The following is a 24,246-nucleotide window of genomic DNA, read 5'->3' on the forward strand; positions in this document are numbered from 1 at the left end:
ATTCACAGTGTTTTTTGTATTAACAAAAATTTACTGAAATATGGTATAATATGTAATGAACAAAAGCCATATATAAATTAAAAATTATAATAAATTTTGAAGATGTTAAATCCCGTCTAGAAAATTTGGATTATTATCATGAAGGAGATTTAGGGATAAAGAATGGAAAAGCTTTTGGTTATAATGAAAAGTTTGAGTTTATGACTCATAATTTATACGTTTGTCCAAGAGATTCTGAAGAATTAAAAAAGCATATTGTTTTTCGAAATTATTTGAGAACACATAAAGAAGATAGGGAAAAATATAGTGAGATTAAATTACAAGCATCAATAAAGTACCCAACAGATATTGATAGTTATATAGAAGATAAAAGTCCTTGTGTTAATGAAGCTTATAAAAAAATGTGGGTTGTAAGCATTATCCTTACTTAATTTGCAGATAACATCCTTAATAAGGATCACAACGCTAGAATCAGGTGAAATAAAGATAATTTTATATATGAAATGGGGGAAATAGAAATGAGAATTTGTCCTCAGTGTAAATGTGAAATGATTGAGGGATTTGATGTAAAAGTTGAAGGTGCAGGTTATGGTATCAAAATTGCTACAGGAACAGGTATCTTTGCCAACAGGATAGAAAAGCCTAAAGTTGCGGTCTGTCCTAAATGTGGTGAAATCTCTTTATACATTAAGAATGTAGATGAAATTTCAAAAGGTATATAGCAATAACAAATTTTTCTTACTAGTGAAGGGTTATAGGGGCCAATATGCCACTACATCATATAAAAATATGTTTGCACAAGGGTGCGGTAGAGTCAAGGAAGTGTTCCTATAGGGTCCAGTTCGAAGGTGCCATAAATATGAAGACGTTAGAAGAAATCAATATAGTTTATTTTTAAAAAAGGAGGAGCATATGAAGAAAGACATGATAAATAAAAGGATTATCTCGATATTATCTTTTGTAATAATAGCATTACTTGGTATAAATATTAAAACTGTAATTGATAAAAATGAAATAAAGAAGGAAATAGAAATTTTAAATATAAAAAAGAAAAGTGAACAAGCTATAACGTCAGCGGAAAGAACAGCTTACTTAAGAGGTTTAGGTCATGTGAGGTTACATTTTTCTCCTGACGGACACCCTGCATTTGGATATAAGGCAGATATTAATACTTTTGTAAGGTCAGAGGACAATAAAGTTGAAATAATAGAGAGTAATGAAAAATGGATTAAAGTAAATATTAGCGGTTGGATCCCAAAGTGGTATTTAACAACTAATGCTCCAAAATATGACGAGTTTAGATATGTTTTTCCGACGGAAAAAAGAACAGTAAAAGAAGATTGTCGTTTATATTTAACTCCTGAAGAGAATGAAGATGTTATAAATCCTGAGCTTTTGGAAGTAGATATTAATTCAGTACAGTTAAAATATGGACAGGTTGTAGAAGTGATTTATGAATACGAAGAATGGTGTTATGTTAAAAGATATATATTATGGGATGCTAATCATTATAGAGAAGGTTGGGTTAAAAAATCGAATTTAGCAACTCTTGAAGAATTAAAGCCATCTGAGATAATGATTAAAAAAGGTACTTTGGTTCAGGTTTATGATGATGGCTATAAATTAACAGCATTAGATGAAAATGCTTATGGTAGAATAGAAGAAAAAAAAGATGGATGGTATGATGTGTCATTGCCTGGAGCGACTATCGTTAGAGTTAAAGAAGAAGATGTGACATATGGAAACTGAAATATAGTCATATAAAAGTCTCAAATAACTTTTTCTGAGATACAATATTATTTATATTTCTTGGAGGTAACCGCATGAAAATACAGTTAAAAAATGAAATGGAAACTCTGATAATTCCTCTTTACGGGAAAGCTAAGATGAGTGAAATGGGGGTTTTTAAAGATTCATATGCCGAAGAAGCGATAGACAAACTAGACTACGATTACTCAAGGTTGAAGATCCAGAACAAAACACAGATTATGCTTGCAATTCGTGCAGCGATTATCGACGATTTTACTAAGAATTTTATTAGTACAAATCCTAACTGTTTGGTTCTATATCTTGGATGCGGGCTTGATGCACGATTTATGCGACTTGGATTTAACATTGGAATGTGGTATGATTTGGATTTTCCTGAGGTCATTGACATAAAAAGGCAGCTGTATCGTGAAACAGAAAATTATAGATACATTGCTTCCTCTGTTACAGATCTCAGATGGATAGATAAAATTGAAATGGCTGAAAACGATATACTTGTTATTGCGGAGGGATTGCTTATGTATCTTTCTGAAGGCGAGATAAAAGCACTTTTTAGAGCCCTGAAATCGAAGTTCGAGAGCTACACAATAGTTTTCGACGCATATTCTAAGCTAACTGCAAAAAGTTCAAAGAATCATCCATCCTTGAAAAAAACTGGCGCAACGATTAAATGGGGTGTTGATGACACACAGGAAATCGAAGGGTACGCTGAGTCTGCAAAACATTTGAAAACACTGTATTTGACCGATGAAAATGTAATTGAAATGCTGCCCAAGAAGTACCGAACAGTGTTTATGCTTGCAGGTCTTTTCAAAAGTGCAAGGGAGGCACACCGAGTTTTTGTTATGAACATTGGGGATTGAAAATATGGTAACAAGAGCTACAACACATTTTTTTATAAATTATATAGCTTAAAAGTATTTTTAGAGATTAGAGGGGGCGATGTCCTGTCGTCCTCTGAATAGCGGGGTATCTAGTACTTATAGTACAGCATGACTGTTCGGGCTGGAGGGATAGGTCTCGGAGCAGAACCAGTACACTCCTTTACTATGATAGTAGTTATCTAAGGTTCAAACGTGACGGTCATTCAGGACGTTAGCAGGCATGGGAAAAAGACTATCACTTAAAAGGGGGAGTAATTATGGAAAAAATCATTATAGTACAGCATTGTCAGTCAGAGCATCATATTAACAATTTATCAGGTGGATGGACTGACACACCACTTACTGATTTTGGTCGGGAACAGGCTAATCTTATTGGAACTAGATTAAAAAAGGAAACTAATGGTGAAGGATATGTTTTATACTCATCTGATCTGATGAGGGCAAAGCAAACGGCAGAAATTGTTGGTAGTCATTTAGATATTAATATCATAGAAGAAAGCGGATTAAGAGAAATAAACACTGGGATAGCCGCAGGTAAAACAAAGAATTGGGTTAGAAAAAATGAAAATCCAAGATTAAAAGAAGGTTATGATATGGATTACTTGGCATTTTCAGATGGAGAGACACCGAGAGAATTTTATAAAAGAATTTGTGAGTGTATGGAGAAAATTTACACTTTTGAAGAAAAGAATATGTTAGTCGTTACTCATGGTGGTGCAGTATCAAACATACTAGCATGGTGGCTGAAATTAACTCCTGAAATGTTAAAAGAAGCTTGTTTTTTAGCTTTGCCTGGAAGTATATCTGTGTTAACAAAGAGCCATTATGGTCAAAATGCATTAAAATTGTTTAATGATACATCACATTTAGTAGGATTGACTCAAAGATAGCAATGCCTACAATTTACCAACGATGTTTTTGCACAAAGATACACAAGGCGCAATTTTAGAGTGTTGTGTACTACATTTCTTTACCGTAATCAAAGCTCTACCAAGGGGTAGTATTCTGGATTACGGTTCAGGAACATTGCAAGTACGAAAATATTATATGACATTATCTTCACATTATCTAGCAAAATATTTCTGTTCGCTACGTACATATCTTCACCGGGTGCAAGCACTGTTTGCGAAGAATTGCTTCGAAGGGTCCAGCATAGAGATGATTCGTCATAGAATCAAAAGCTTGGACACTTCTTGTTAAAGAATAGGAGCTGATTTTATGTTAAATCACAGGGGAACAATTACAATTAATACTGATCGATTGATTCTTCGTAAATTTTCTATTGCTGATGTTGAAGATATGTTTTATAACTGGGCAAATGATGAAGAAGTTGCAAAATATTTGAGTTGGTCACCTCATGGCACAATAGAGGTTACTAAAGAAGTAATATTTGAATGGATATGTGCATATGAAATGTCTACTGTATATAATTGGGCGATTGAGTTAAAGTCTACTGAAAGAGTGATTGGCTCAATTTGTGTTATAGAGGTAAGTGACAAGAACTGTCGTTGTGAAGTAGGTTATTGTATAAGTAGAGCTTATTGGAATAAGGGTATTATGACCGAATCATTAAAAGCAGTAAATGTTTTTTTATTTTCTGAGGTTGGGATTAACAGAATACAAGCAAAGCATGACACAAAGAACATAGCATCTGGTAAAGTCATGGAAAAGGCAGGTATGAAGTATGAAGGTACACTTAAGCAATACAAAATACATAAAGATGGAACATTTGGAGATTTGAATATGTATGCAATAGTGAAAGAAGATATGGCTAAATAACAAATAATTCAATTTTCAAATTATACATAGGTACTTTATAAAATTATCTTGGTATATTCGTAAATTCAGGTAGAGTAATGGTCCAGATTTCAACTAACACGTCCATTCCCACCTTTGAGCTCAGGAATAGTGTATTTAGGTAGCATGCCACATCACACTTTCCTTATTGAATATTGCGGGAATGTTAGGCATAATTGCGTTAATAAAAATTCGGAGGTTAGTATGGCTAATCAAAATATATGTAATGATTTAAAAGAACATAAGAGAAGAATTTTAGCAAAATTACCATTTTCGATCGATGATTTTATTATTCGAGAATTAAAACGTACAGATATTGATATATATGCAAATTGGCCAGATTACCCTATTAAATATGAGATGTTTAATACATCATTAAAAAATAGACCTATTTCAGAAAGAGATAACAGGTGGGAGTGTTATCATCAAGATAATAAAACTATAAGTTTGATAGTGGATCATAAAAAAGAAAAGGTAATTGGTAAATTTTCCTTGACTAGAATTAATTGGGAAAAAATGCACGTTGAGAATGTAGGTATTAGAATTCATCCAAATTGGTGTAATAAAGGATATGGCACCAAATTATTAAAAAGTATTTCTGATTGGTGTTTTGATAATGGGATAGAAAAAATAAAATTTGATGTACTAAGCACAAATAACCGTGCTATTAAAAGCTACAGAAATGCTGGATATAAAATTATTGGTGAATTTAAGTGTGGCGATGCAATGTTTTATTGGATGGAGTCAAGGTTTAAGTAAGTTTTTTCTTTTATCAGTGTGTATAAACAAGGAAATATACTAAGCAAATATAAAAACATTCAGATCTACAACTGCACCCAACATGGGCTTGAGCGACATTGGCATATGTTGTAGAAGTAACTTAATAACCATGTTGCAAAGCCTGAAAACGTTAAGTTACAGATGACATCATTATCTTCGATTGATTCATATAAGGGTATTATAAGTAAGATGAAGGGAGTAAGATAGTTGAATAATATATCAAAGGCATGGAATTGGAAGAAAGCAGACAGCAAATTTTTTATAAGTCCTTGTGAAGAGTCCTACTATTTGATCAATAGATGGAAGTATAAAGGATATAGTGATTTTTTAGATTTAGGTAGTGGAAAAGGTAGGCATTCCATACAGTTTGCAAAGGAAGGATTTAACGTTAGCGCAATAGATTTATCAGAAGAAGGTATTAATATTTTGAGGGATTGGGCAACGGAAGAGAATTTAACTGTCAATGCGAAAGTAAGTGACATGCTGAAGTTGCCATTTTCTGATGATAGATTTGACTGTTTATTATCTTATAACGTTATATCACACACTGATACTAATGGGCTGAAAACAGTTATTTCTGAGATAGGTAGAGTCCTTAAAGATGGTGGAGAATTCTTTGTAACTGTATGTTCGAAGAATGACAGAAAATTTAAGGATAAAAGATTTCCTAGAATTGACGAGAATACAACGTTGATGATTGAAGATGGTCCTGAATTTAATATTCCACATTGTTGTGTTGATGAGGTACTTATTAGGGAATTGTTTTGGGAGTTTGAATTGTTAACAATTAGACAGGTACAGGATTTTTATGTTATTGATGGAACACAGCATGATTCATGGCATTATATTATAATTGGACAAAAGTGATGGGAGTAGTAGTTTACATGCAGTCTATCATCTAATACATATTAATGTATCTGAAGTATAATCTAGAGGAAATTAACATGGTTGCGTCTCAAATCGTTATACTACATTTATAAAACGTCTTTTCATGGGCAGAAACTTTACGCTTATAAAGAATGAGGAGGTAGAATAATGATGAAAAAATTTGTAATCTTGCTGATTATGATTGCGTTCTATCAAAATGCCTAAGATAACTGGGTCGAAGTTTAAGAAGATAACATAAGAGATATTTTAGTTCTCTTAAACTCCTGTAACGCTAGAGTACTTCGGAGAGCCAAATCACTATGTGGCATGCAGCGAGTGAGCTGGCATGAATGATCACAATAGAAAGATCGAAATTTTTGAGACAAGGAGAAAAAAATGAAAAACTCAACAAATATTACTAAGTATAAACTTTTATCGTATATATATGACTTGTTTTTTAGAAATCTTTTTATTAAAGCAAGGCATGCTGCATTCTCCACCTTTAATATTAAAAATAACAAGAAAGTTCTATTGGTTGGCGTGGGGACTGGAGAAGATTTGAAATTCATACCTGATGACTGCTCAATTATAGGTATAGATATATCAGAATCAATGCTACTTCAAGCTATAAAGAAGGCTCAGGGTAAAAATGCTGAATTTCATATTATGAATGCGGAAAGTCTCAAATTTCTTGATGATACTTTTGATTATGTAATATTTAATTTGGTTTTAAGTGTAGTTGAAAGCCCAAGAAAAGCAATGTTAGAGGGAATAAGAGTTCTGAAAAGCGATGGGAAAGTATTAGTTTTTGATAAATTTATAAGTGGAGATAATATATCACTTATCCGAAAATTCCTTAATGTACTAACCTCTTTAGTTGGGACTGACATAAATAGACGATTTGAAGACATTGTAAGGGACATGCCAGTGAGAATTATAAAAGAGAATGATTCAATGTTCAAAGGCAGTTACAAGATTATTCAATTAGAAAAGGTGTAAAGGCTTGTTATATCAAACAGCAATGAATTGTTGATGACACATACGAACAAGGGAGACTATATTTTTTCAAAAGTTTTTAATCATTAATTATTAAAATATAGTAATGACATAGAATGTGTAATAAGAAACATTAATCGGAGGGTATATTTCATGGGTAAATATTCGTTACAACCACAAAGAGGATTTTTTCCTCAACCAGTGTATTTAATAGGAACTTATAAAGATGACGGTAATCCAAATTTTTCTTTAATTACTTGGACAACATTTTGTTCTGTGGATCCTCCAACGATGATGTTCGCATCGAGAGGAAAGAAACTGACACGTGAACTAGTTGAAAAAAACGGGATGTTTTCTGCAAATCTCGTAACAACCAATATGATGTTTATGGCGGATTACTTTGGGAATACATCAGGTTATGAGAAAAATAAGTGTGAAGATATTCAAGCTGAATATTCAAAAGGTAATACCTTAAATGTTCCAGTATTGAAGAAATCACCATGGATATATGAATGTTCTCTTACTGATATTATTACAAAAGGCAGCGGGTGCATTTATATAGGAGAAATCAAGAATATATTGGTTGATGAAGAAATAAAAGATGCTGAGTATGGGAAAATTGATCTAATTAACTTAGATCCACTAATATATGCTCCAGGACATTATTATAAAGTTTCAGGAAGCATTGGTACAGTTGGGTACTCTAAAAAGAATAATCATAAGTAGTAGTTTTATGCTATAAATTGGAAAAATTATAGCCTGTAGAAATCGAGAGTCTTGGTGTAACCTGAGACTTTCACTAGCAGAATTTTGATGATGTTCCAAAACCTAAGATAAGAACTATCTAAAGTTTTGAAATGTCAGCAGTACGAAAACGCTATGTAAATTCATTTAATATATATAATTTCATCTAAATTTAAAAATAATCCAAATTTATTTATGTTCACTATAAAATTATTCAAGAGGTGCTAAAATATGAAAAATGAAAGTTTTGTTGTAAACTGTACAGAATTTAATTTATTATGCGATAAGATAACAGAACTAATAATAGAAAAATATAAAGAAGACTATTATACATATCAAATTACTGAAAATATATATTCTTTACATTTTGAAAAATATTATTTTAGGACCAACTCTAACTTGATGATGTCTGTAATACTAAAAAAACTCGATGAACAAAGAGTAGAATTCAAGGTTATAAGTGGAGGTGGGAAGCAGAGTTTAACTAAGAGTGATTGGGGAGCAGAAGACTCAAGTATAGTTAAATTTATAAATCTTGTTACCAGAATTTTAGCGAAAAACAATTGGAGATATGATCAAATTGATGATTATTATCTTAAATAAAAACTTTCTTAAAAAATAAGTACAGATTTAGCAAGATGGTGACTTTTCATAACATGTGTTCCCAATGTTTACATAAATGTATAAACATCAGGATATATGTAGATTTGAGTCTTTATATTGTTAGGAGGGATTACTTGATTTGAAAAACCTATTTAGAAAAAAATCAATTATAGCAATATTTATCTTTATTTTAATTATTGTATTGTACTTAACAAGAATTATACCTTCAGGATTATGTATGTTAACAGCAATAAAGCATGTTAATGACAGCTATCCTGATATGGGCTTTAAGTATAAATCTATAGAATATTTTTCAGTTATCGATGATTACCTAGTTTATTTTGTTGATAAAAATGGATATGAAATGGCTTTAACAGTATCACCTCTTGGGGGAATAATATATGACCCACTTAATCCTCCTGGTTAAGCAAATAGTTTATTATTTTTAAAAGCAATGTATATATGTTGAAAATTATCTAGGGATAACAGTAAGAATGTTATTAATTACAAAAAAATAAAGAGGTAAGTAGAAATGAGAGTTTTAATAGGACAACCAATACATGAGGAAGTTGAGGTATAAATAAATCTATAGTTAGAAAATTATTTTATTAAATTTATTAGACGGTGTTGTATGTCAGAGTTTTAGAACCTTATCCTGGGTGTTGTGAGAAGCCTCTTTTGTTGATTTATGATATTTTTGCTTATCGTACTATTCTAAAGTTTTTATTGATAACGACTTGAAAAACAAAATAGGCAAAATTATTGAAAATGTTTTAGGAGTGATGATTATGAGTTTTACGGGTGAGATTTTTGACTACATATACAAAAATTTAATATCAAAAAAACAAGTAAATAAACCATTGATCGTTGGAATAAATGGTATTGATACATGCGGGAAAACTGTATTTTCAAAGAACTTAGAGAAATATCTAAAAGATAAAGGACACGAAGTTCAATTGACTCATATTGATGATTTCCACAATCCAACGGAAATTAGATATTCAGGTAAAAATCAGATTGAAAATTATTATAATAGAAGCTTTAACGTGGAATTCTTGGTGGAAAACATTCTAAAACCAGCAAAGATTAATGGGACGCTAAATGACAAGTTTATGCTATTGAATTTGGAAACTGATAAGTATGACGTAGAAAAACAATATAGAATTGATAATAATACTTTTGTAATTTTGGAAGGAGTATTTATTTTAAGAGAGGAAATTGAACCGTATTTAGATTATAAAATATTTATTCATGTGCCATTTGAACAATGTAAAATTAGAGCATTGGAGAGAGATGTACCGGTATATGGTGATGATATTTTGAAAAAATATGATACAAAATATATACCAACTCAAAAATATTATCTTGAGAAATATCCTCCAGAAGAATACGTTGATATTATTATTGAAAATTCAGATTGGAATAATCCTACAATAATTTTTAAAAGATAAACCTTATGCAGTTTTAAATATGCTGATGATATTTTATAATTGTAAAGATTGTGAGCTTATACATGTAAATATTATTATAGTAAAAGAGCAGGATAAATATCTTGGAGTGCAACTGGTGACAAACCATTTATGAGATGTTGATGTTGCAAATACTCAGAACGTTGAACTAAACACTCCGCGTAGGAAAACTAGAGATTTTCATACTATGTATGCTTATATCCTACATATTTGTGCATTAAATGTCGTACAGATATTTTTATCTCGTGTAAACTAGATACTGAAAGGAGTGAACGTATGGATTGGCTGGAGAGATTCAATAAAGCATTAATTTATATAGAGGACAATCTTGATAATGAGATAAACTACACAAAGATTGCACAAGCTGCTTATTGTTCAGAATATCATTTTTCAAGGATGTTTTCTTCTATTGCAGGGGTATCACTTTCAGAATATATTAGACGCAGACGATTAACACTTGCTGCATTTGAAATTCAAAAAAGTGATGCTCGAATTATCGATGTTGCAACTAAATATGGATACGAGTCGGCTGATTCGTTTGCAAGGGCTTTTCAAAAGCTACATGGAATAAAACCATCCCAAGCTCGTGGAAAAGGAGTGCAATTAAAAGCCTTCTCCAAAATATCTTTTCAAACTTCAATTAAGGGAGATAAAGAAATGGAGTATAGAATTGAAAATCTTGACTTTGAGTTGAAAATCGTTGGGAAAAGAGAAATAGTAAAAACAAATAGAGCGTTTAAAACAATTCCTTCACTGTGGAACAGTGCAAAAAAGGATGGGTTTATGCAGAAACTTATTGATATGTCATGGGAAAATCCCAAATGCAAGCTTGAAGGACTGTTGGGTGTTTGCGGAAAAGAAGCAGCTATTACTACTGAAGAATTCGATTATTTTATGGGAGTGAGATATGACGGAGAGGTTCCAAGCGATATGGAAACTCTTATACTCTCACCAAGCCCATGGGCAGTTTTCCCGAATGTTGTGGAGGCGTGGAAGCGACTTTATTCTGAATGGATTCCGACTTCAGGTTATGATCTTGCTAATTTACCATGTATTGAATGTTTTTATGGACCTAAGCACAAACCAAGACATGAATTATGGGTTCCTATTATTAGTAAATAGTGTCTGATCAGAGAATGAGCATGTTTTTGTGGGAGGAAAATTCTCTTTGAACTTCAGATCATTATAGGTAAAATAGACAAGTTTTTCGAAAAGTTTAAATACATTTATAGTGCAAAAACGTTATTTTACGTTTATACACAAGGAGATGATTTTCTTATGAAATATAAATTTGTACCAATGAATGAAAAATACGCAAATGAGATTGCATATAAATGGAAGTATGAAGGTGTTTATTCCTTTTATGATATGACTTCTGATGAAGAAGATCTGGAAGAATTTTTGAATTCAAATCAATGGAATTATAAATATGCAGTTTTAAATGACTGTAAAGAATTAGTTGGGTTTTATTCATACTATTTTGAAAATGATATTATGTGGCTTGGTTTTGGACTAAAACCTGAGTTGACAGGAAAAGGGTATGGTTCTGATTTTGTAATGTCTGGCATAAAGTTTGGAGTAAGGTATTTTAATTATAGTAAAGATTATTTAATGTTAGCAGTTGCAAAGTTTAACCAGCGTGCAATAAAAGTATATCAAAATATAGGTTTTGAGATAATAGAAGAGTATATACAGGAAACAAATGGAGGGAAATATATGTTTTTAAAAATGAGCAAGAAATTAAACATATAATCCTTTTATGCTCGTCGCTCTTTTATGCACTATCAGTTGGATTTTTAAAATACATGATTTAGTATTTATCCTATATCTTACTATGAATGTGATATTCTCATATCAAAAGAAAACTGGTGTAAGAATAAACCTGATATAAATCATGTTTTAGGGAAATTATAAAATACTTTAGAGATAATCACTATGTGCCCTATTGAGATTGCGCGAAAAAGAATTTAGGTTCAAGAGAATTAGCAGAGAAACTTGGATATAACAAAGAATTTGAGTATTTTTTGTATGAAATTGAACTATGATGATAAAGTACTTTGACTAGCAATAAAGGCTTATTATAAAAATCACTGGATTTTTAAAGGGATTTAATATATTATGGAGAAATATTAAGTCAGAATATTTTATCTTTTTGGAAAAAGGGGATGGGGCAAAAATATGATATTAAGTGTTAGTAGAAGAACTGATATCCCTGCATTTTATAGTGAGTGGTTTTACAATCGGCTAAAAGAGGGATTTGTATTAGTAAGGAACCCGTTTAATCCGAATCAAATAAGTAGAATAATATTAAACCCTGAAAAAATAGATTGTATAGTTTTTTGGACAAAAAATCCAGTTAGAATGATGGAGCGAATAAATGAATTGTCTCAATACAATTATTATTTTCAGTTTACATTAACAAGTTATGATAAAAGCATAGAGCGACATGTACCAAAAAAGAGATATTTGATTGATACTTTTATTGAGCTTTCAAGGCTTATTGGTAAAGAAAGAGTTATTTGGAGATACGATCCTATTATTCTGACAGATAAATATACTAAAGAGTATCACTATAAATGGTTTAACTACCTAGCTGAAAAACTAAGTGGGTACACTGAAAGATGTATAATCAGTTTCTTAGACTTGTATAAGAAAACTCAACATAACATGAAGGGAATAAATCTTTTAGATATTCAGAACAAAGACATGGAAGAAATGGCGGATATATTATCTAAGACTGCTTCAAAATATAATATTAATATTCAATCATGTTCAGAGGAAATTGACTTAGAGAGATATAATATTAGTCATGGAAAATGCATAGATGATAAACTGATTTCTAAAATTATAGGAAAAGATATTTATATTACGAAAGACTCTAACCAGAGAAGTGAGTGCGGTTGTGTTAAAAGCATAGATATTGGTGCATATAATTCGTGTAAGCATATTTGCTTATATTGTTACGCAAATTATACTCAAAACGTTATGAGAAAAAATGTGTGTCTCCATGACAAAAACTCACCTATTTTAATAGGACAGCTTAATGGAAATGAAACAATAATCGATAGGTAAATAAAATTCATAATAAATATTGACAAAATTACCACCATAATGTATATTATAGGATAATACTTGAGAGTGTACCTAGGGTTCCGGCTTAAAAAGCGCCTGGTCCAAGCGGTACAGGATTGTATTCTACACTTCTAGGAGAAAAGCCTGGAGGACGAGTCTCAGAAAGACTTGTCCCCGGGCTTTTATATTTTTAAGCTTTAAGGGGGGATGTATATGAACATAATACAAGTAAATGACCTACAAAAAACTTTTAAGGTAAAAATTAAAAAAGCAGGATTAAAAGGCAGTATGAAATCAATTTTTTCTCCAGAGTACAAAGAAGTCCAGGCAGTAAATAACATTTCTTTTAGAGTAGAACGAGGTGAGGTTCTTGCATTTATTGGACCAAATGGTGCTGGGAAATCTACAACAATAAAGATGCTTACTGGGATACTATACCCAACTTCAGGTGAGCTTAGTGTTCTAGGATTAAATCCTTCAGCAGACAGAAAACAGTTATCGTATAGAATAGGTACTGTATTTGGACAGAAATCTCAGCTGTGGTTTCACCTTCCACCTATTGATAGCTTTTACTTGCTAGGGAAAATATATGAGCTACCTGACTCATATTTGAAAAAAAGAATTTCATACCTTACAGAAATGTTTGAGGTGGAGGATATTTTAGAGACACCTGTACGTAAGCTTTCATTAGGTCAAAGAATCCGTTGTGAAATAGCAGCATCTATTCTGCATAATCCAGAAATTATTTTTCTAGATGAGCCTACTATTGGATTAGATGTTGTAGTAAAGCACAAGATTAGAGAGCTCATTACAAGACTAAATAAGGAAGAAAAAACAACTATATTTCTCACTTCTCATGATGCTGGAGATATTGAACAAATGTGTAAGAGAGTTATGATTATAAATCATGGAGAAGTTGTACTAGATGAATCGGTTAAGAGCCTTAAATACAATTACTTGAACCAAAAAGTAATTGATATAAAGTACATGGAACCTGTTGAAATTAATGTTCCTAATATAAAAGTACTAAAGCATAAAGGATATGCTGCTAAGGTAGAAGTAGATAGTTCAATAAGTGATATAGACGATGTAATTGCAGGGTTAATGAAAATTGGAAAAGTGGCTGATATCACTATTTCTGAGCCTCCGATGGAAGACATAATATCTCACATCTATCAGCAGAAGATGAAAGTAGGTGATACAGTTGAAGAAATTCAGTAAATACAATTACATTACAAAAATTAGTTTATCAAATAACCTTGTGTATTTTGCAGATTTCTTAGTTCGAAACTTCTTTTTTGTATTTATTATGTATATTATGTTGATGCTATGGACTAATATTTATGGAAGCAAGGGTGGAAATATTGCAGGTTTTACTTTAAATCAAATGATATGGTATTTAGTTGTGACAGAAATGATCACTCTATCTCGTTCTAATATATTTACTGAGGCTTCTTTAGATGTAAAGAATGGAAATATAGCATATATGTTAAATAAACCATATAATTATATTCTCTACTGTTTTTTCAACTCCTTAGGAGAGATGGGCGTAAAGCTGTTAACTAATATGCTAGTTGGACTTTTTATAGGTATTTTATATGTAGGACCACTTGCAAATTTTAACCTTATTCATTTGCCTTTTATAGTTGTATCCATATTATTAGGTATATTTATCAACTTTTTTATTCACATTTCACTTTCGCTTACTTCATTTTGGTTAGAGGAAAACAGTGCTTTTTTCTGGATATATCAAAAGCTAGTATTTATGCTAGGTGGTATGTTGATACCGCTAGATATGTTCCCAAGCTGGCTTAGAAATATTGCTGCAAATCTACCTTTTGCATACGTTACTTATGCACCAGCAAAGCTTGCTGTAGGTTTTTCTTACAATAGCTTTATATATACAATAGCTTTTCAATTAGTATATTTAGGGTTTTTCTTTACATTATCTATGATGATATTTAGAAAGGGGGCGAAGGCATTAAATGTTAATGGAGGTTAAAAAAAATATAAAACTCATAGCAATGTATTTTAAATTCAACCTTTCTGCTTCCATGGAATATCGTGCTAGTTTTTTGATGCAGACCTTTGGAATGATTCTAAACAATGCTTCTTTTATTTTCTTCTGGTGGGTGTTGTTTGAAAATGTTGATACTATTGGTGGGTACGGATTTAAGCATGTTATGATGCTATGGTCTATTTCATCTTCTTCATTTGGACTTACTTTCATATTGTTCGGTAACATAAGAAACATTTCTCGAATGATATTAAATGGAGAACTAGACACTTATTTGTTACAGCCTAAAGATGTATTAATAAATATTATTTCATCAAGTACAGTTGTTTCTGCTTGGGGTGATTTGTTCTATGGAATTATATTATTTATTGCAGTAAACGGATTTCATTTAGGAGATTTTTTACTATATCTATTATTTAATATTACTGCTTCGCTTCTATTTTCAAGTGTATTAGTTTTTGCAAATTCACTTACATTTTTTATGGGAAACTCACAAGGGATAAGTGGTCTTGCATTAGAGTTCATGATTTCATTTAGTATTTATCCTGAAGGGATATATAAAGGATTAGCAAAGCTCATAATATATACAGCAATACCTGCGGCCTTTATTACTTTAATTCCTGTTCGACTTCTAACTGTTTTTTCATGGAAATGGTTTATTATACTATTCTTAGTTGTGACAGTTTGGGTACTATTTTCATATTGGTTTTTTTATAAAGGACTTCGCAAATATGAATCTGGAAACTTAATTATTAGTAAAATGTAAATAAAAACTTAGTCTATGTTGTTGTAGGCTAAGTTTTTCATTATTTTCATTGCTTTTAAAAAACATTGTATGTATGATATTATTAAGTTAACTTAGCTTATATAACAGTATGCTTAATAAAATATTTAAAAAGAGCTAGAGGAAGGAATTAATAAAATGCCATTCACATTTTCCCATCCGGCTATGATCATACCAATTAAAGAAAAATGGAAAAGATATTCTAGTTTAACTGGTTTAGCTTTAGGAAGTATGTCACCTGATTTTGAATATTTTATTAGACTTGCCCCTATAGGAAGAATAGGACACGAAATTAGCTCATTTTTATATTTTAATTTACCTATAAGTCTATTACTAGCGTATATATTTCACTATATTGTTAAGGAGCAACTTATTTTAAATGCACCTAAACCAATAAGCAGTAGATATTATTGGATGACTACACAAGATTGGAAATTGACTTCGTTAAAGGAGTTTAGTATTTTTATATACTCCATATTCATTGGGATGGTATCTCATATATTCTGGGATTCGTTTACTCATAAGTCTGGATATTTTGTAAATCAGATATCTTTGTTGAGCAGACAAATAGAGATCATTAATCATAGCGTACCTATTTATAAAATTTTACAACATGGGAGTACAATTTTAGGATTCGCAGTTATATTTATTTACCTATATTCAAAAAGAAGTAGACCTGAGGAAATTCACCCATACCACCATTTTTCTAAAAAGCTTTTTTATTGGTTTTTTATTTTATTAATGGGAGTAGCAACAGCTTTGTATAGAGCGTTGTTTACTTTAAATAAAATAAGTATTAACTATATAGGAATATATATAGTATCGTTTCTGACAGGACTATTTTTAGGAATAGTAATTCTATCATCAATATATCAGCATGCTGATAAAAGAAAGTGGCATAGAGTTTATAATATGAATAAGGAGTGATAATAATGACACGAGGTGTTAAATCTATTTTAATAATATTATTAGTGATAGCTTTAATAGGTGGTGTTATTTATGGTATCAATACATTGAATAAACCAGAGGGCAATAATGTGCGGGATGAGATTGTAAAGGAGCCTAGTGACACAGATACAGAAGAGAATAATGTAGATGAGAATAGCTCAGGTGATAATGAAGTTAAAGCTGAAGTTGTCTCTATAGCTAATGATAAAATTAATACACAAGAACTTACACTTTTAAGTAAAACAGAAATAGATATAGATGATGATGGAGAATTAGAAAATGTTGAGATGTATACAGCTGCTCAAAGAGATGAGAAAGGAAATATGATGTGGGATGATGGTCAAAATTGGTCATTAATAGTGAAGGATGGAGATAATGAATACCATTTATTTAATGAATACGTTCAGCTAGGCGAGCTTAAATACTGGGTATATACTTCAGGAGAAAAAAGTGAGTTTCATATAACCACTGTAATGCCAACAACAGCAGGATTACTTATGACTGATTATGTTTTTGATAAAGACAGCAAGAATTTTTACAAGACTATAGTATTTAATGCTGAAAATGTAAATATGTTAGGTTCTTCACATTGATTATTGACTGATTTATTATTACGCATAAGCACAAGGAGGATTTAATTGATTAAAAAAATTTCTATACTGGTTATTTCTTTACTAGTTATAGCTAATATCTTTAGCTTATATAAGATAAAGGGATACAAAGATGAACTGAATAAACAGGAAAAGCAAGAATATAAATACTATACCTTAAGCGGCCAAAATGGGAATTGGATAGTTGAAGATTGCAAATTATTATTGACTGCAGATAAATATAAAGCAGGAGAAGGGATTTTTAAGTATAAAGGCAATGCAGAAGATATTAATAGTGTAAAATTCTATGAAGTCGAATTGGTAAAGGTATCTAAAACAGACAATTCAGATAAAGAAGTTCTATATAATACATCAGCATCATCAAACGTAGAGGGAGTTCTGATGTCTAAAGAAAGTAAGACTTTTGGCAGTATATCCGGTCCAATAAAAGATGTTGGTAGATATGATTCAGGTATCAATTATGATGTATATTTTATAATAAAATATGATAAAGGTGTTAGAGAAACAATAGAGGAAACAATCCTACTCGACGTTGAAGAAATTGATCTAAGGTTCTTTAATTACAGCACTACAGAGTAAAGAAATGATGCTTTTTCCATTGACAAAAAAATATATATTAACTATAATTATAGTGACTTTTAAACTGAATAGTTTCAGGGTGCTTTGTTAGAAGTTAAAAGGGAAAGAGGTGTAAAGCCTCTACAGCCCCCGCTACTGTAAACAGGGATGAAATCTTTGGTGTCCACTGGGAAACTGGGAAGGAAAAGAGAGTAAAATGATCTGTGAGTCAGGAGACCTGCCTTGAAATATAAGTAAGACTGCTTCGGAGGGGGGCATGTTAATTTCATTGTATGAATTTAACGCATAGATCCTCTATGCGTTTTTTTTATAGCTCATAGGAAGGTTTTAGTTTTTCTTAATATAAACTTTCCGTAAAATGGGTTTCAAAAAAGGCTTCCTTAATATATGGATGTTTTAATAGAAGTCTTTTTTATTAATAGAAAAAATAGGAGTTGGTATAGTGGCAAAAAAAATAATGCTTCAGGGTACGGCTTCATCAGTAGGTAAAAGCCTTCTTACTGCTGCACTATGCAGAATATTTAAGCAAGATGGATATAATGTTGCCCCATTTAAATCTCAGAATATGGCATTAAACTCATTCGTTACTTCTGAAGGAAAGGAAATCGGTAGAGCTCAAGCTGTTCAGGCTGAAGCTGCGATGGTTGAGCCAATGGTTGAGATGAACCCAATTCTATTAAAGCCTACAAGTGATGTTGGAAGTCAGGTTATACTTAATGGAGTTGTATATAAAAACATGACTGCAGCTGAATATCATAATAACAAATCAGGGCTTAAAGACGAAATAGCTAAGGCATATAATAAGCTTGATTCTTTCTTTGATGTTGTAGTTATAGAAGGCGCAGGAAGCCCTGCAGAAATAAATCTAAGAGAAAATGATTTAGTTAATATGGGTTTAGCCGAGCTTATAGATTCACCTGTAATATTAGTAGGTGATATTGATAGAGGTGGTGTTTTTGCTTCAGTTTATGGAACTATAATGCTGATGACAGAGCAGGAAAGAGAAAGAATAAAAGGCTTTATGATAAATAAGTTTAGAGGCGATGTAGAAATATTAAAGCCAGGAATAAAGATGCTTGAGGAGCTTGTAAAGAAGCCTTGCTTAGGGGTAATACCATATATGAAGTTAAATATTGATGATGAGGATAGTGTAACAGATAGATTTGCTTCGAAGTCTACTGGAGATATAAATATAGCAGTAATAAGAACACCGTATATATCAAACTTTAGTGACTTTACGCCCCTAGAAATAGAGGAAGGAGTAAATGTAACATATGTTACAAGCAGAGAACAACTAGATAATGCAGACTTAATTATTATTCCTGGAAGCAAAAATACAATAAAGGATATAGAATATGTATTTAATAGCGGTATAGATAAATCTATATATAAAAAGCACAGGGAAGGTGTACCAATCATAGGCATATGCGGTGGTTATCAGATGCTAGGTAAGCAAGTAGAAGATCCTAACCATATTGAATCATCTATTGAAAGAATTAATGGATTATGTTTACTTGATACAAAGACTATTATTAAAGAAAAGAAGCAGACAAAGCAGGTTACTGGTAAGCTAATTAGTGAATTGAGTTCATTTAATATAAAAAAAGATGCTTTTGTTACTGGATATGAAATTCACATGGGCAAAACAGAGGTTTTTAGTGACAGTCATCCTGTATTTGAATTAGAGGATGGAAGATTAGATGGAGCAATAAATAGGTCTGGGAATGTTTTTGGAACGTATCTTCATGGAATTTTTGAGAATGATGACTTTAGAAGAAGTATCATAAAAACATTAAAGGACAAGAAAGGCATAGTGGAAAACAGTGGACTACTAAGCTATAAAGAGCTAAAAGATAACGAATATAATAAACTAGCTCAAGTTGTAAGAGATAATGCTGATATAGATAAAATTAAAATGATAATGGGGTTAATAAATGAATGATATTTTAATTTTACTAGTTGCATGCTTGCTTGATTATCTAATAGGAGATCCACCTAATTGGCCTCATCCTATTAGATATATAGGTATGATTATAAAGAAATATGAAAATCTGATAAGAAGTCTTAAATGGATGAACTTAAAAGTTGGAGGATTTTTCCTAACAGGGGTTACTGTAGGTACTGTCGTGTTGATAGTACATCTAATATTGTTGTTAGCTAGATTTATACATCCTGCTGTAAATCTAATTTTATCAATATATTTAATATATACTACTCTTGCAGCTAAATGCTTAGATGTTGAGACAATGAAGGTTCATAATGCGCTAGTTAATAAGGATATACATGAAGGAAGAAAAATGTTATCTTACCTCGTAGGAAGAGATACCAGCCAATTAAATGAAGGTGAAGTAATAAGAGGTGCAGTAGAAACAGTGGCTGAAAACACAATAGATGGTGTATTAGCTCCACTTTTCTATATAGCAATAGGCTTTTTTTTAGGAATACCAGTTCAAATGGCTTTTATGTATAAAGCAATAAATACATTAGATTCTATGGTTGGATATATACAAGAACCATATACAGAGATTGGTTTTGCATCTGCAAAGCTGGATGACATAGCAAACTATGTACCTGCTAGAATAGGAAGTTTTTTGATGTTGATAGCAGGTACGATCCTAGGCTATAACGGGAAAAATGGTCTAAAAATATTAAAAAGAGATAGAAAAAATCATAAAAGTCCTAATTGTGGTTACCCAGAGTCTGTAGCAGCTGGTCTGCTTCAGATACAGCTTGGCGGAACCAATACATATTTTGGACAGAGCTTATATAAGCCAACTATAGGTGATAGGATATCGGAACTAGAATCTAATCATATAACTGATGTGATAAAGGTAATGTACGGATCTGAGACTGTAGCAATTGGAGTGATTGTATTAGCAACCTTTATCTTTATTGCATGATATTTTGATATAGATTTGATATAGATTCGAAAGGAGGTAGAGTATGAATAAACACGGAGGATATTTTGGAGAAGAAAAAAATAAGGTCATAGACTTTAGTGTAAATATTAATCCACTAGGAGTACCAGAGAGATTGATATCAGAGTTAAAGGAAAGTTTAACAGAGCTGGTGCGATATCCTGAAATAGACGGAGAAAGCGCAAAGAGAACATTGGCTGAAAAGCTAAATGTAGAAAGTGAAAGCTTAATTTTAGGTAACGGAGCTACAGAACTGATATACCTTTTTGCTAGAGCGTTAAGACCAGAAAAGGTGTTGATAGTTCAACCTACATTTACTGAATATGCTAGAGCATTTGAATTAAATGGTGGTAGTGTAAGTAACTTTAATACAGAGCAGCAAAATGATTTTAATATAGATATTGATAGTTTGATAAACGAATTGAACAGAATTAGGCCTAAAGCTTTAGTAATATGTAATCCTAACAACCCGACTGGGGTATTTACAGATAAAGAAGTATTTAAGCCAGTTCTAGATGTGCTTAGAGAAATCGGAGCATGTCTTTTTATAGATGAGTCATTTATTGATTTTACAGATAAACACCCATATGCTTCGTTAGTAGATAGATATCAAATCTTCATCCTAAGATCAATGACTAAGACCTATGCTATACCTGGACTTAGACTAGGATATGGACTTGCTAGCAAAGAGATTGTAACAGAGATGAATAGATTAAAAGAGCCATGGACACTCAATAGCTTAGCTTTAAGTGCAGTACCGGTGCTTTTAGAAGATGATGAGTATATGGCTAAAATGAAAGAGTGGCATACAAAAGAAAATGAGTTTTTATACAACGAGCTTAATTCAATAAATGGGTTAAAGGTTTATAAAAGTGATGCTAATTTCTTTCTATGCAAACTCTTTTCAGCGAGTGCACAGTCTTTAAAACAATATATGCTGAACAGAAATATCTGTATAAGAACTTGCGAGGATTTTTATGGATTTAATGATGAGTATGTTAGGTTTGCAGTTAGAAGTAGAGAAGAAAACGAACTACTTATTAGGTGTTTAAAGGAGTATTTTAAATAGATTATTATAATTGAATTGGAGGGACTATGCTATGAAAAGGAAAATGAAAGTATTTGCTTTAATATTATTGATTATATCATTATTTGCAAGTACAGCATTTGCATCAGGTAATAGCTTAACAGTTGATGGAGTAGCTAAGAAGGCTGCTATGGAAGCAAAGCAGGGAAGAACATATATTGCAAGCAGCAGCTTAAAGAACTTTGGTCTTGAAGTATCTGTGAGTGGTAATACTGCAACAGTTAAAAATAGCAACGTAGTATTTAAATTTACTGTTAATACAAATAAGGTAAAGGTAAATAATTCAGATTTTACTTTAGATGCAAAATCATATAAAAAAGGTCAAGATGTATATCTTCCTTTAAGATTTGTATTTGAAACATTAGGCTATGAGATAAAATGGGACAATAGTACTAAGAGTATAAAAGCAGTAAAACAAGCTAAAATAACATATCCAGTTTCTTTTGAAAGTAATGGAATAAAATATACTGTATCAAAAGAGCCAAAAACAATAGTTTCATTAGCACCAGATGTGACAGAGACACTATATGCAATTGGAGCAGGCGATAAGCTAAAAGGAAGAACAAAATACTGCAATTATCCTGAAAAAGCAAAATCTTTAAAGGAAGTTGGAAGTATGAGAGACCCTAACATTGAGATTATAATGGATATACATCCAGAAATGGTTATAGCAGCTACTCACTATAAGGAAGAAGTACTTAATAAGCTTAAAGAAGGTAAGATATCAGTAGTTGCAAAAGAATCTCCAAATTCAATCGAAGAAATGTATGATTATACATTGAAGCTAGGAGCTATAGTTAATAAAAACTATGAAGCAAGAGCCTTAGTTTCAAGTATGAGAGCAAAAGTTTCATCAGTGAAAATGTATACTAAAAATGTAAGCAGCAGGCCATCAGCATATTACGTAGTTGGAACAGGACAACATGGCGATTATACTGCAGGAAAAGATACATTTATTGCTGAAGCTATAAGAATAGCGGGTGGAAGAAATGCTGCAGATGATGTAACAGGATGGAAGTATAGTATAGAAAAGCTTATTGATAATAACCCAGATATTATTTTTGGACCACAGCATGCATATGATACTATGACGTCAAGTGATAACTATAAGTCGTTAAAAGCTGTTAAAAACAAGAAATATATAGTTGTAAATAGAGATATTTTCAGCAGACCTTCACCTAGACTAATAAATCAAGGATTAAAGATACTTGTTGAAATGTTCCATAAAGATTTAGTTAAAGCTCTAAACTTCTAATAACTAAGGTAAGTGATAAAAATGAAAAAAATGTACAAAACAAAAGCTACAGTATTATTAATTTTTTTAATACTTTCCATAATAATATCTATAACACTTGGGGCTGTAAAAATACCTGTCATCGATACTGTGAAAATAATATTAAGCAGAATAGGCTTTTCAAGCTCTAAAATAGATGTAACAGGAATAAAGGAATCAAACATATTTATAGTGCTTAATATAAGGCTCCCGAGAATATTATTAGCGGGCTTGGTGGGAGCTATACTGTCCCTTGTAGGGACATCCTACCAAGCAATATTTAAAAATCCTATGGCAGATCCATTTGTCATGGGGGTATCTTCAGGAGCTGCATTTGGAGCAACAATAGGTATTGTTTTAGGATTAAACAAAGGCGTATTCGGGTTCGGATTTACATCTGTACTTGCTTTTATAGGAGCACTGATTACTACAGTTATTGTATATAACCTAGCAAGAACAGGAAATAAGATATCTACAACATCTATTCTTCTTGCTGGAATAGTGATGAGTTCACTCCTATCTGCTGGTATCTCACTAATGATGATATTTAATCATAACGAGTTAGAGAGTATAGTATCTTGGACTATGGGAAGCTTTAATGGAGCTAGCTGGAAACAAATATATGTGATTATTATTCCAACAATATTAGGATTAGTTTTCCTTTCGTCTTTAGCAAGAGAAATGAACGCTATAGTCATGGGAGAGGAAGATGCGCAAAATATAGGTGTAAACGTTGAGCTTGTTAAAAAGCTAATACTAATAACCGCATCACTACTTGCTGCATGTGCAGTTTCGGTAAGTGGAATAATAGGTTTTGTTGGACTTATAGTTCCACACCTATTTAGACTTTTATTTGGCTCGGACCATAGAATACTATTGCCTGTATCAGTAATAGGAGGAGCAACGTTTCTAATTATTTGTGATACCTTAGCAAGAACTGTTATGCCTAGTATGGAAATACCTGTAGGAATAATAACCTCTATTTTTGGAGGACCATTTTTCTTATATTTATTAAAAAAAGTTAAAACCAAAAAGCTAATATAGAGAGGT

27 protein-coding genes and 1 riboswitch are annotated in these 24,246 nt (G+C 31.6%); all 27 genes read left to right on the plus strand.

Annotated features, from left to right (window positions below; translation table 11 throughout):
* The first annotated feature begins 89 nt into the window (after positions 1-89).
* The 27 genes from HNR33_RS05525 (at position 90) to HNR33_RS05655 (ending at position 24,240) form a co-directional block, all read left to right on the plus strand.
* Positions 90-431 (plus strand): GrpB family protein, encoded by a 342-nt coding sequence (locus tag HNR33_RS05525; protein WP_429081495.1) that lies wholly within the window; start codon positions 90-92, stop codon positions 429-431.
* Between the two features lie 87 nt (positions 432-518).
* A complete protein-coding gene (locus HNR33_RS05530; protein ID WP_429080990.1) occupies positions 519-722 on the plus strand; it encodes a hypothetical protein in 204 nt (67 codons plus the stop codon).
* Between the two features lie 190 nt (positions 723-912).
* Positions 913-1,749 (plus strand): SH3 domain-containing protein, encoded by an 837-nt coding sequence (locus HNR33_RS05535; RefSeq protein ID WP_429080991.1) that lies wholly within the window; start codon positions 913-915, stop codon positions 1,747-1,749.
* A 74-nt stretch (positions 1,750-1,823) separates the two neighbouring features.
* Positions 1,824-2,630, plus strand: a complete 807-nt coding sequence (locus HNR33_RS05540) for a class I SAM-dependent methyltransferase (protein WP_429080993.1) — start codon at positions 1,824-1,826, stop codon at positions 2,628-2,630.
* 278 nt (positions 2,631-2,908) lie between these two features.
* A complete protein-coding gene (locus HNR33_RS05545; protein ID WP_429080995.1) occupies positions 2,909-3,541 on the plus strand; it encodes a histidine phosphatase family protein in 633 nt (210 codons plus the stop codon).
* Positions 3,542-3,869: 328 nt separating this feature from the next.
* Complete coding sequence (locus HNR33_RS05550) at positions 3,870-4,430, plus strand: GNAT family N-acetyltransferase (RefSeq protein ID WP_429080997.1); 561 nt, start codon at positions 3,870-3,872, stop codon at positions 4,428-4,430.
* Between the two features lie 222 nt (positions 4,431-4,652).
* The gene (locus HNR33_RS05555; protein ID WP_429080999.1) at positions 4,653-5,207 is read left to right on the plus strand and encodes a GNAT family N-acetyltransferase; all 555 of its coding nucleotides are present in this window, start codon (positions 4,653-4,655) and stop codon (positions 5,205-5,207) included.
* Between the two features lie 228 nt (positions 5,208-5,435).
* Positions 5,436-6,095, plus strand: a complete 660-nt coding sequence (locus HNR33_RS05560; protein WP_429081001.1) for a class I SAM-dependent methyltransferase — start codon at positions 5,436-5,438, stop codon at positions 6,093-6,095.
* 396 nt (positions 6,096-6,491) lie between these two features.
* Entirely contained in the window at positions 6,492-7,094 is a 603-nt protein-coding gene (locus HNR33_RS05565; RefSeq protein WP_429081003.1) for a class I SAM-dependent methyltransferase, read from the plus strand.
* A gap of 150 nt (positions 7,095-7,244) precedes the next feature.
* Positions 7,245-7,817: a flavin reductase family protein gene (locus HNR33_RS05570; protein ID WP_429081006.1), complete on the plus strand. Its 573-nt coding sequence runs from the start codon at positions 7,245-7,247 to the stop codon at positions 7,815-7,817.
* Positions 7,818-8,066: 249 nt separating this feature from the next.
* A complete protein-coding gene (locus HNR33_RS05575) occupies positions 8,067-8,438 on the plus strand; it encodes a DUF6054 family protein (RefSeq protein ID WP_429081008.1) in 372 nt (123 codons plus the stop codon).
* A 139-nt stretch (positions 8,439-8,577) separates the two neighbouring features.
* The gene (locus HNR33_RS05580; RefSeq protein WP_429081010.1) at positions 8,578-8,865 is read left to right on the plus strand and encodes a hypothetical protein; all 288 of its coding nucleotides are present in this window, start codon (positions 8,578-8,580) and stop codon (positions 8,863-8,865) included.
* A gap of 361 nt (positions 8,866-9,226) precedes the next feature.
* Complete coding sequence (locus HNR33_RS05585; protein ID WP_429081012.1) at positions 9,227-9,889, plus strand: nucleoside/nucleotide kinase family protein; 663 nt, start codon at positions 9,227-9,229, stop codon at positions 9,887-9,889.
* A gap of 294 nt (positions 9,890-10,183) precedes the next feature.
* Entirely contained in the window at positions 10,184-11,029 is an 846-nt protein-coding gene (locus HNR33_RS05590) for an AraC family transcriptional regulator (RefSeq protein ID WP_429081014.1), read from the plus strand.
* Positions 11,030-11,185: 156 nt separating this feature from the next.
* On the plus strand, positions 11,186-11,659 hold the full coding sequence (locus tag HNR33_RS05595; protein ID WP_429081017.1) for a GNAT family N-acetyltransferase: 474 nt from the start codon (positions 11,186-11,188) through the stop codon (positions 11,657-11,659).
* Between the two features lie 426 nt (positions 11,660-12,085).
* Positions 12,086-12,979 carry a DUF1848 domain-containing protein gene (locus HNR33_RS05600; protein ID WP_429081019.1) on the plus strand — a complete coding sequence of 298 codons (894 nt, stop codon included), beginning with the start codon at positions 12,086-12,088 and terminating at the stop codon, positions 12,977-12,979.
* A gap of 213 nt (positions 12,980-13,192) precedes the next feature.
* A complete protein-coding gene (locus HNR33_RS05605; RefSeq protein ID WP_429081022.1) occupies positions 13,193-14,200 on the plus strand; it encodes an ABC transporter ATP-binding protein in 1,008 nt (335 codons plus the stop codon).
* On the plus strand, positions 14,184-14,981 hold the full coding sequence (locus HNR33_RS05610; protein WP_429081024.1) for an ABC transporter permease: 798 nt from the start codon (positions 14,184-14,186) through the stop codon (positions 14,979-14,981). The genes HNR33_RS05605 and HNR33_RS05610 overlap by 17 nt, the downstream gene beginning before the upstream one ends.
* The gene (locus tag HNR33_RS05615) at positions 14,971-15,762 is read left to right on the plus strand and encodes an ABC transporter permease (RefSeq protein ID WP_429081027.1); all 792 of its coding nucleotides are present in this window, start codon (positions 14,971-14,973) and stop codon (positions 15,760-15,762) included. Before HNR33_RS05610 ends, HNR33_RS05615 begins: the two co-directional genes overlap by 11 nt.
* Positions 15,763-15,918: 156 nt before the next feature.
* Positions 15,919-16,707: a DUF4184 family protein gene (locus HNR33_RS05620; RefSeq protein ID WP_429081030.1), complete on the plus strand. Its 789-nt coding sequence runs from the start codon at positions 15,919-15,921 to the stop codon at positions 16,705-16,707.
* 5 nt (positions 16,708-16,712) lie between these two features.
* Positions 16,713-17,321, plus strand: a complete 609-nt coding sequence (locus tag HNR33_RS05625) for a hypothetical protein (RefSeq protein ID WP_429081031.1) — start codon at positions 16,713-16,715, stop codon at positions 17,319-17,321.
* 45 nt (positions 17,322-17,366) lie between these two features.
* Complete coding sequence (locus tag HNR33_RS05630; protein WP_429081034.1) at positions 17,367-17,918, plus strand: hypothetical protein; 552 nt, start codon at positions 17,367-17,369, stop codon at positions 17,916-17,918.
* 60 nt (positions 17,919-17,978) lie between these two features.
* Positions 17,979-18,157, plus strand: a riboswitch (cobalamin riboswitch).
* Between the two features lie 203 nt (positions 18,158-18,360).
* Entirely contained in the window at positions 18,361-19,860 is a 1,500-nt protein-coding gene (locus tag HNR33_RS05635; protein ID WP_429081036.1) for a cobyric acid synthase, read from the plus strand.
* Entirely contained in the window at positions 19,853-20,818 is a 966-nt protein-coding gene (cbiB, locus tag HNR33_RS05640) for an adenosylcobinamide-phosphate synthase CbiB (RefSeq protein ID WP_429081038.1), read from the plus strand. The genes HNR33_RS05635 and cbiB overlap by 8 nt, the downstream gene beginning before the upstream one ends.
* 43 nt (positions 20,819-20,861) lie before the next feature.
* Positions 20,862-21,905, plus strand: a complete 1,044-nt coding sequence (gene cobD / locus HNR33_RS05645) for a threonine-phosphate decarboxylase CobD (protein WP_429081040.1) — start codon at positions 20,862-20,864, stop codon at positions 21,903-21,905.
* 31 nt (positions 21,906-21,936) lie between these two features.
* The gene (locus HNR33_RS05650; protein WP_429081043.1) at positions 21,937-23,178 is read left to right on the plus strand and encodes a helical backbone metal receptor; all 1,242 of its coding nucleotides are present in this window, start codon (positions 21,937-21,939) and stop codon (positions 23,176-23,178) included.
* Between the two features lie 21 nt (positions 23,179-23,199).
* On the plus strand, positions 23,200-24,240 hold the full coding sequence (locus HNR33_RS05655; RefSeq protein WP_429081045.1) for a FecCD family ABC transporter permease: 1,041 nt from the start codon (positions 23,200-23,202) through the stop codon (positions 24,238-24,240).
* The last annotated feature ends 6 nt before the right edge of the window (positions 24,241-24,246 follow it).

The organism is Brassicibacter mesophilus (genome assembly GCF_050433385.1).
Classification (GTDB): Bacteria; Bacillota; Clostridia; order Tissierellales; family Proteiniboraceae; genus Brassicibacter; species Brassicibacter mesophilus.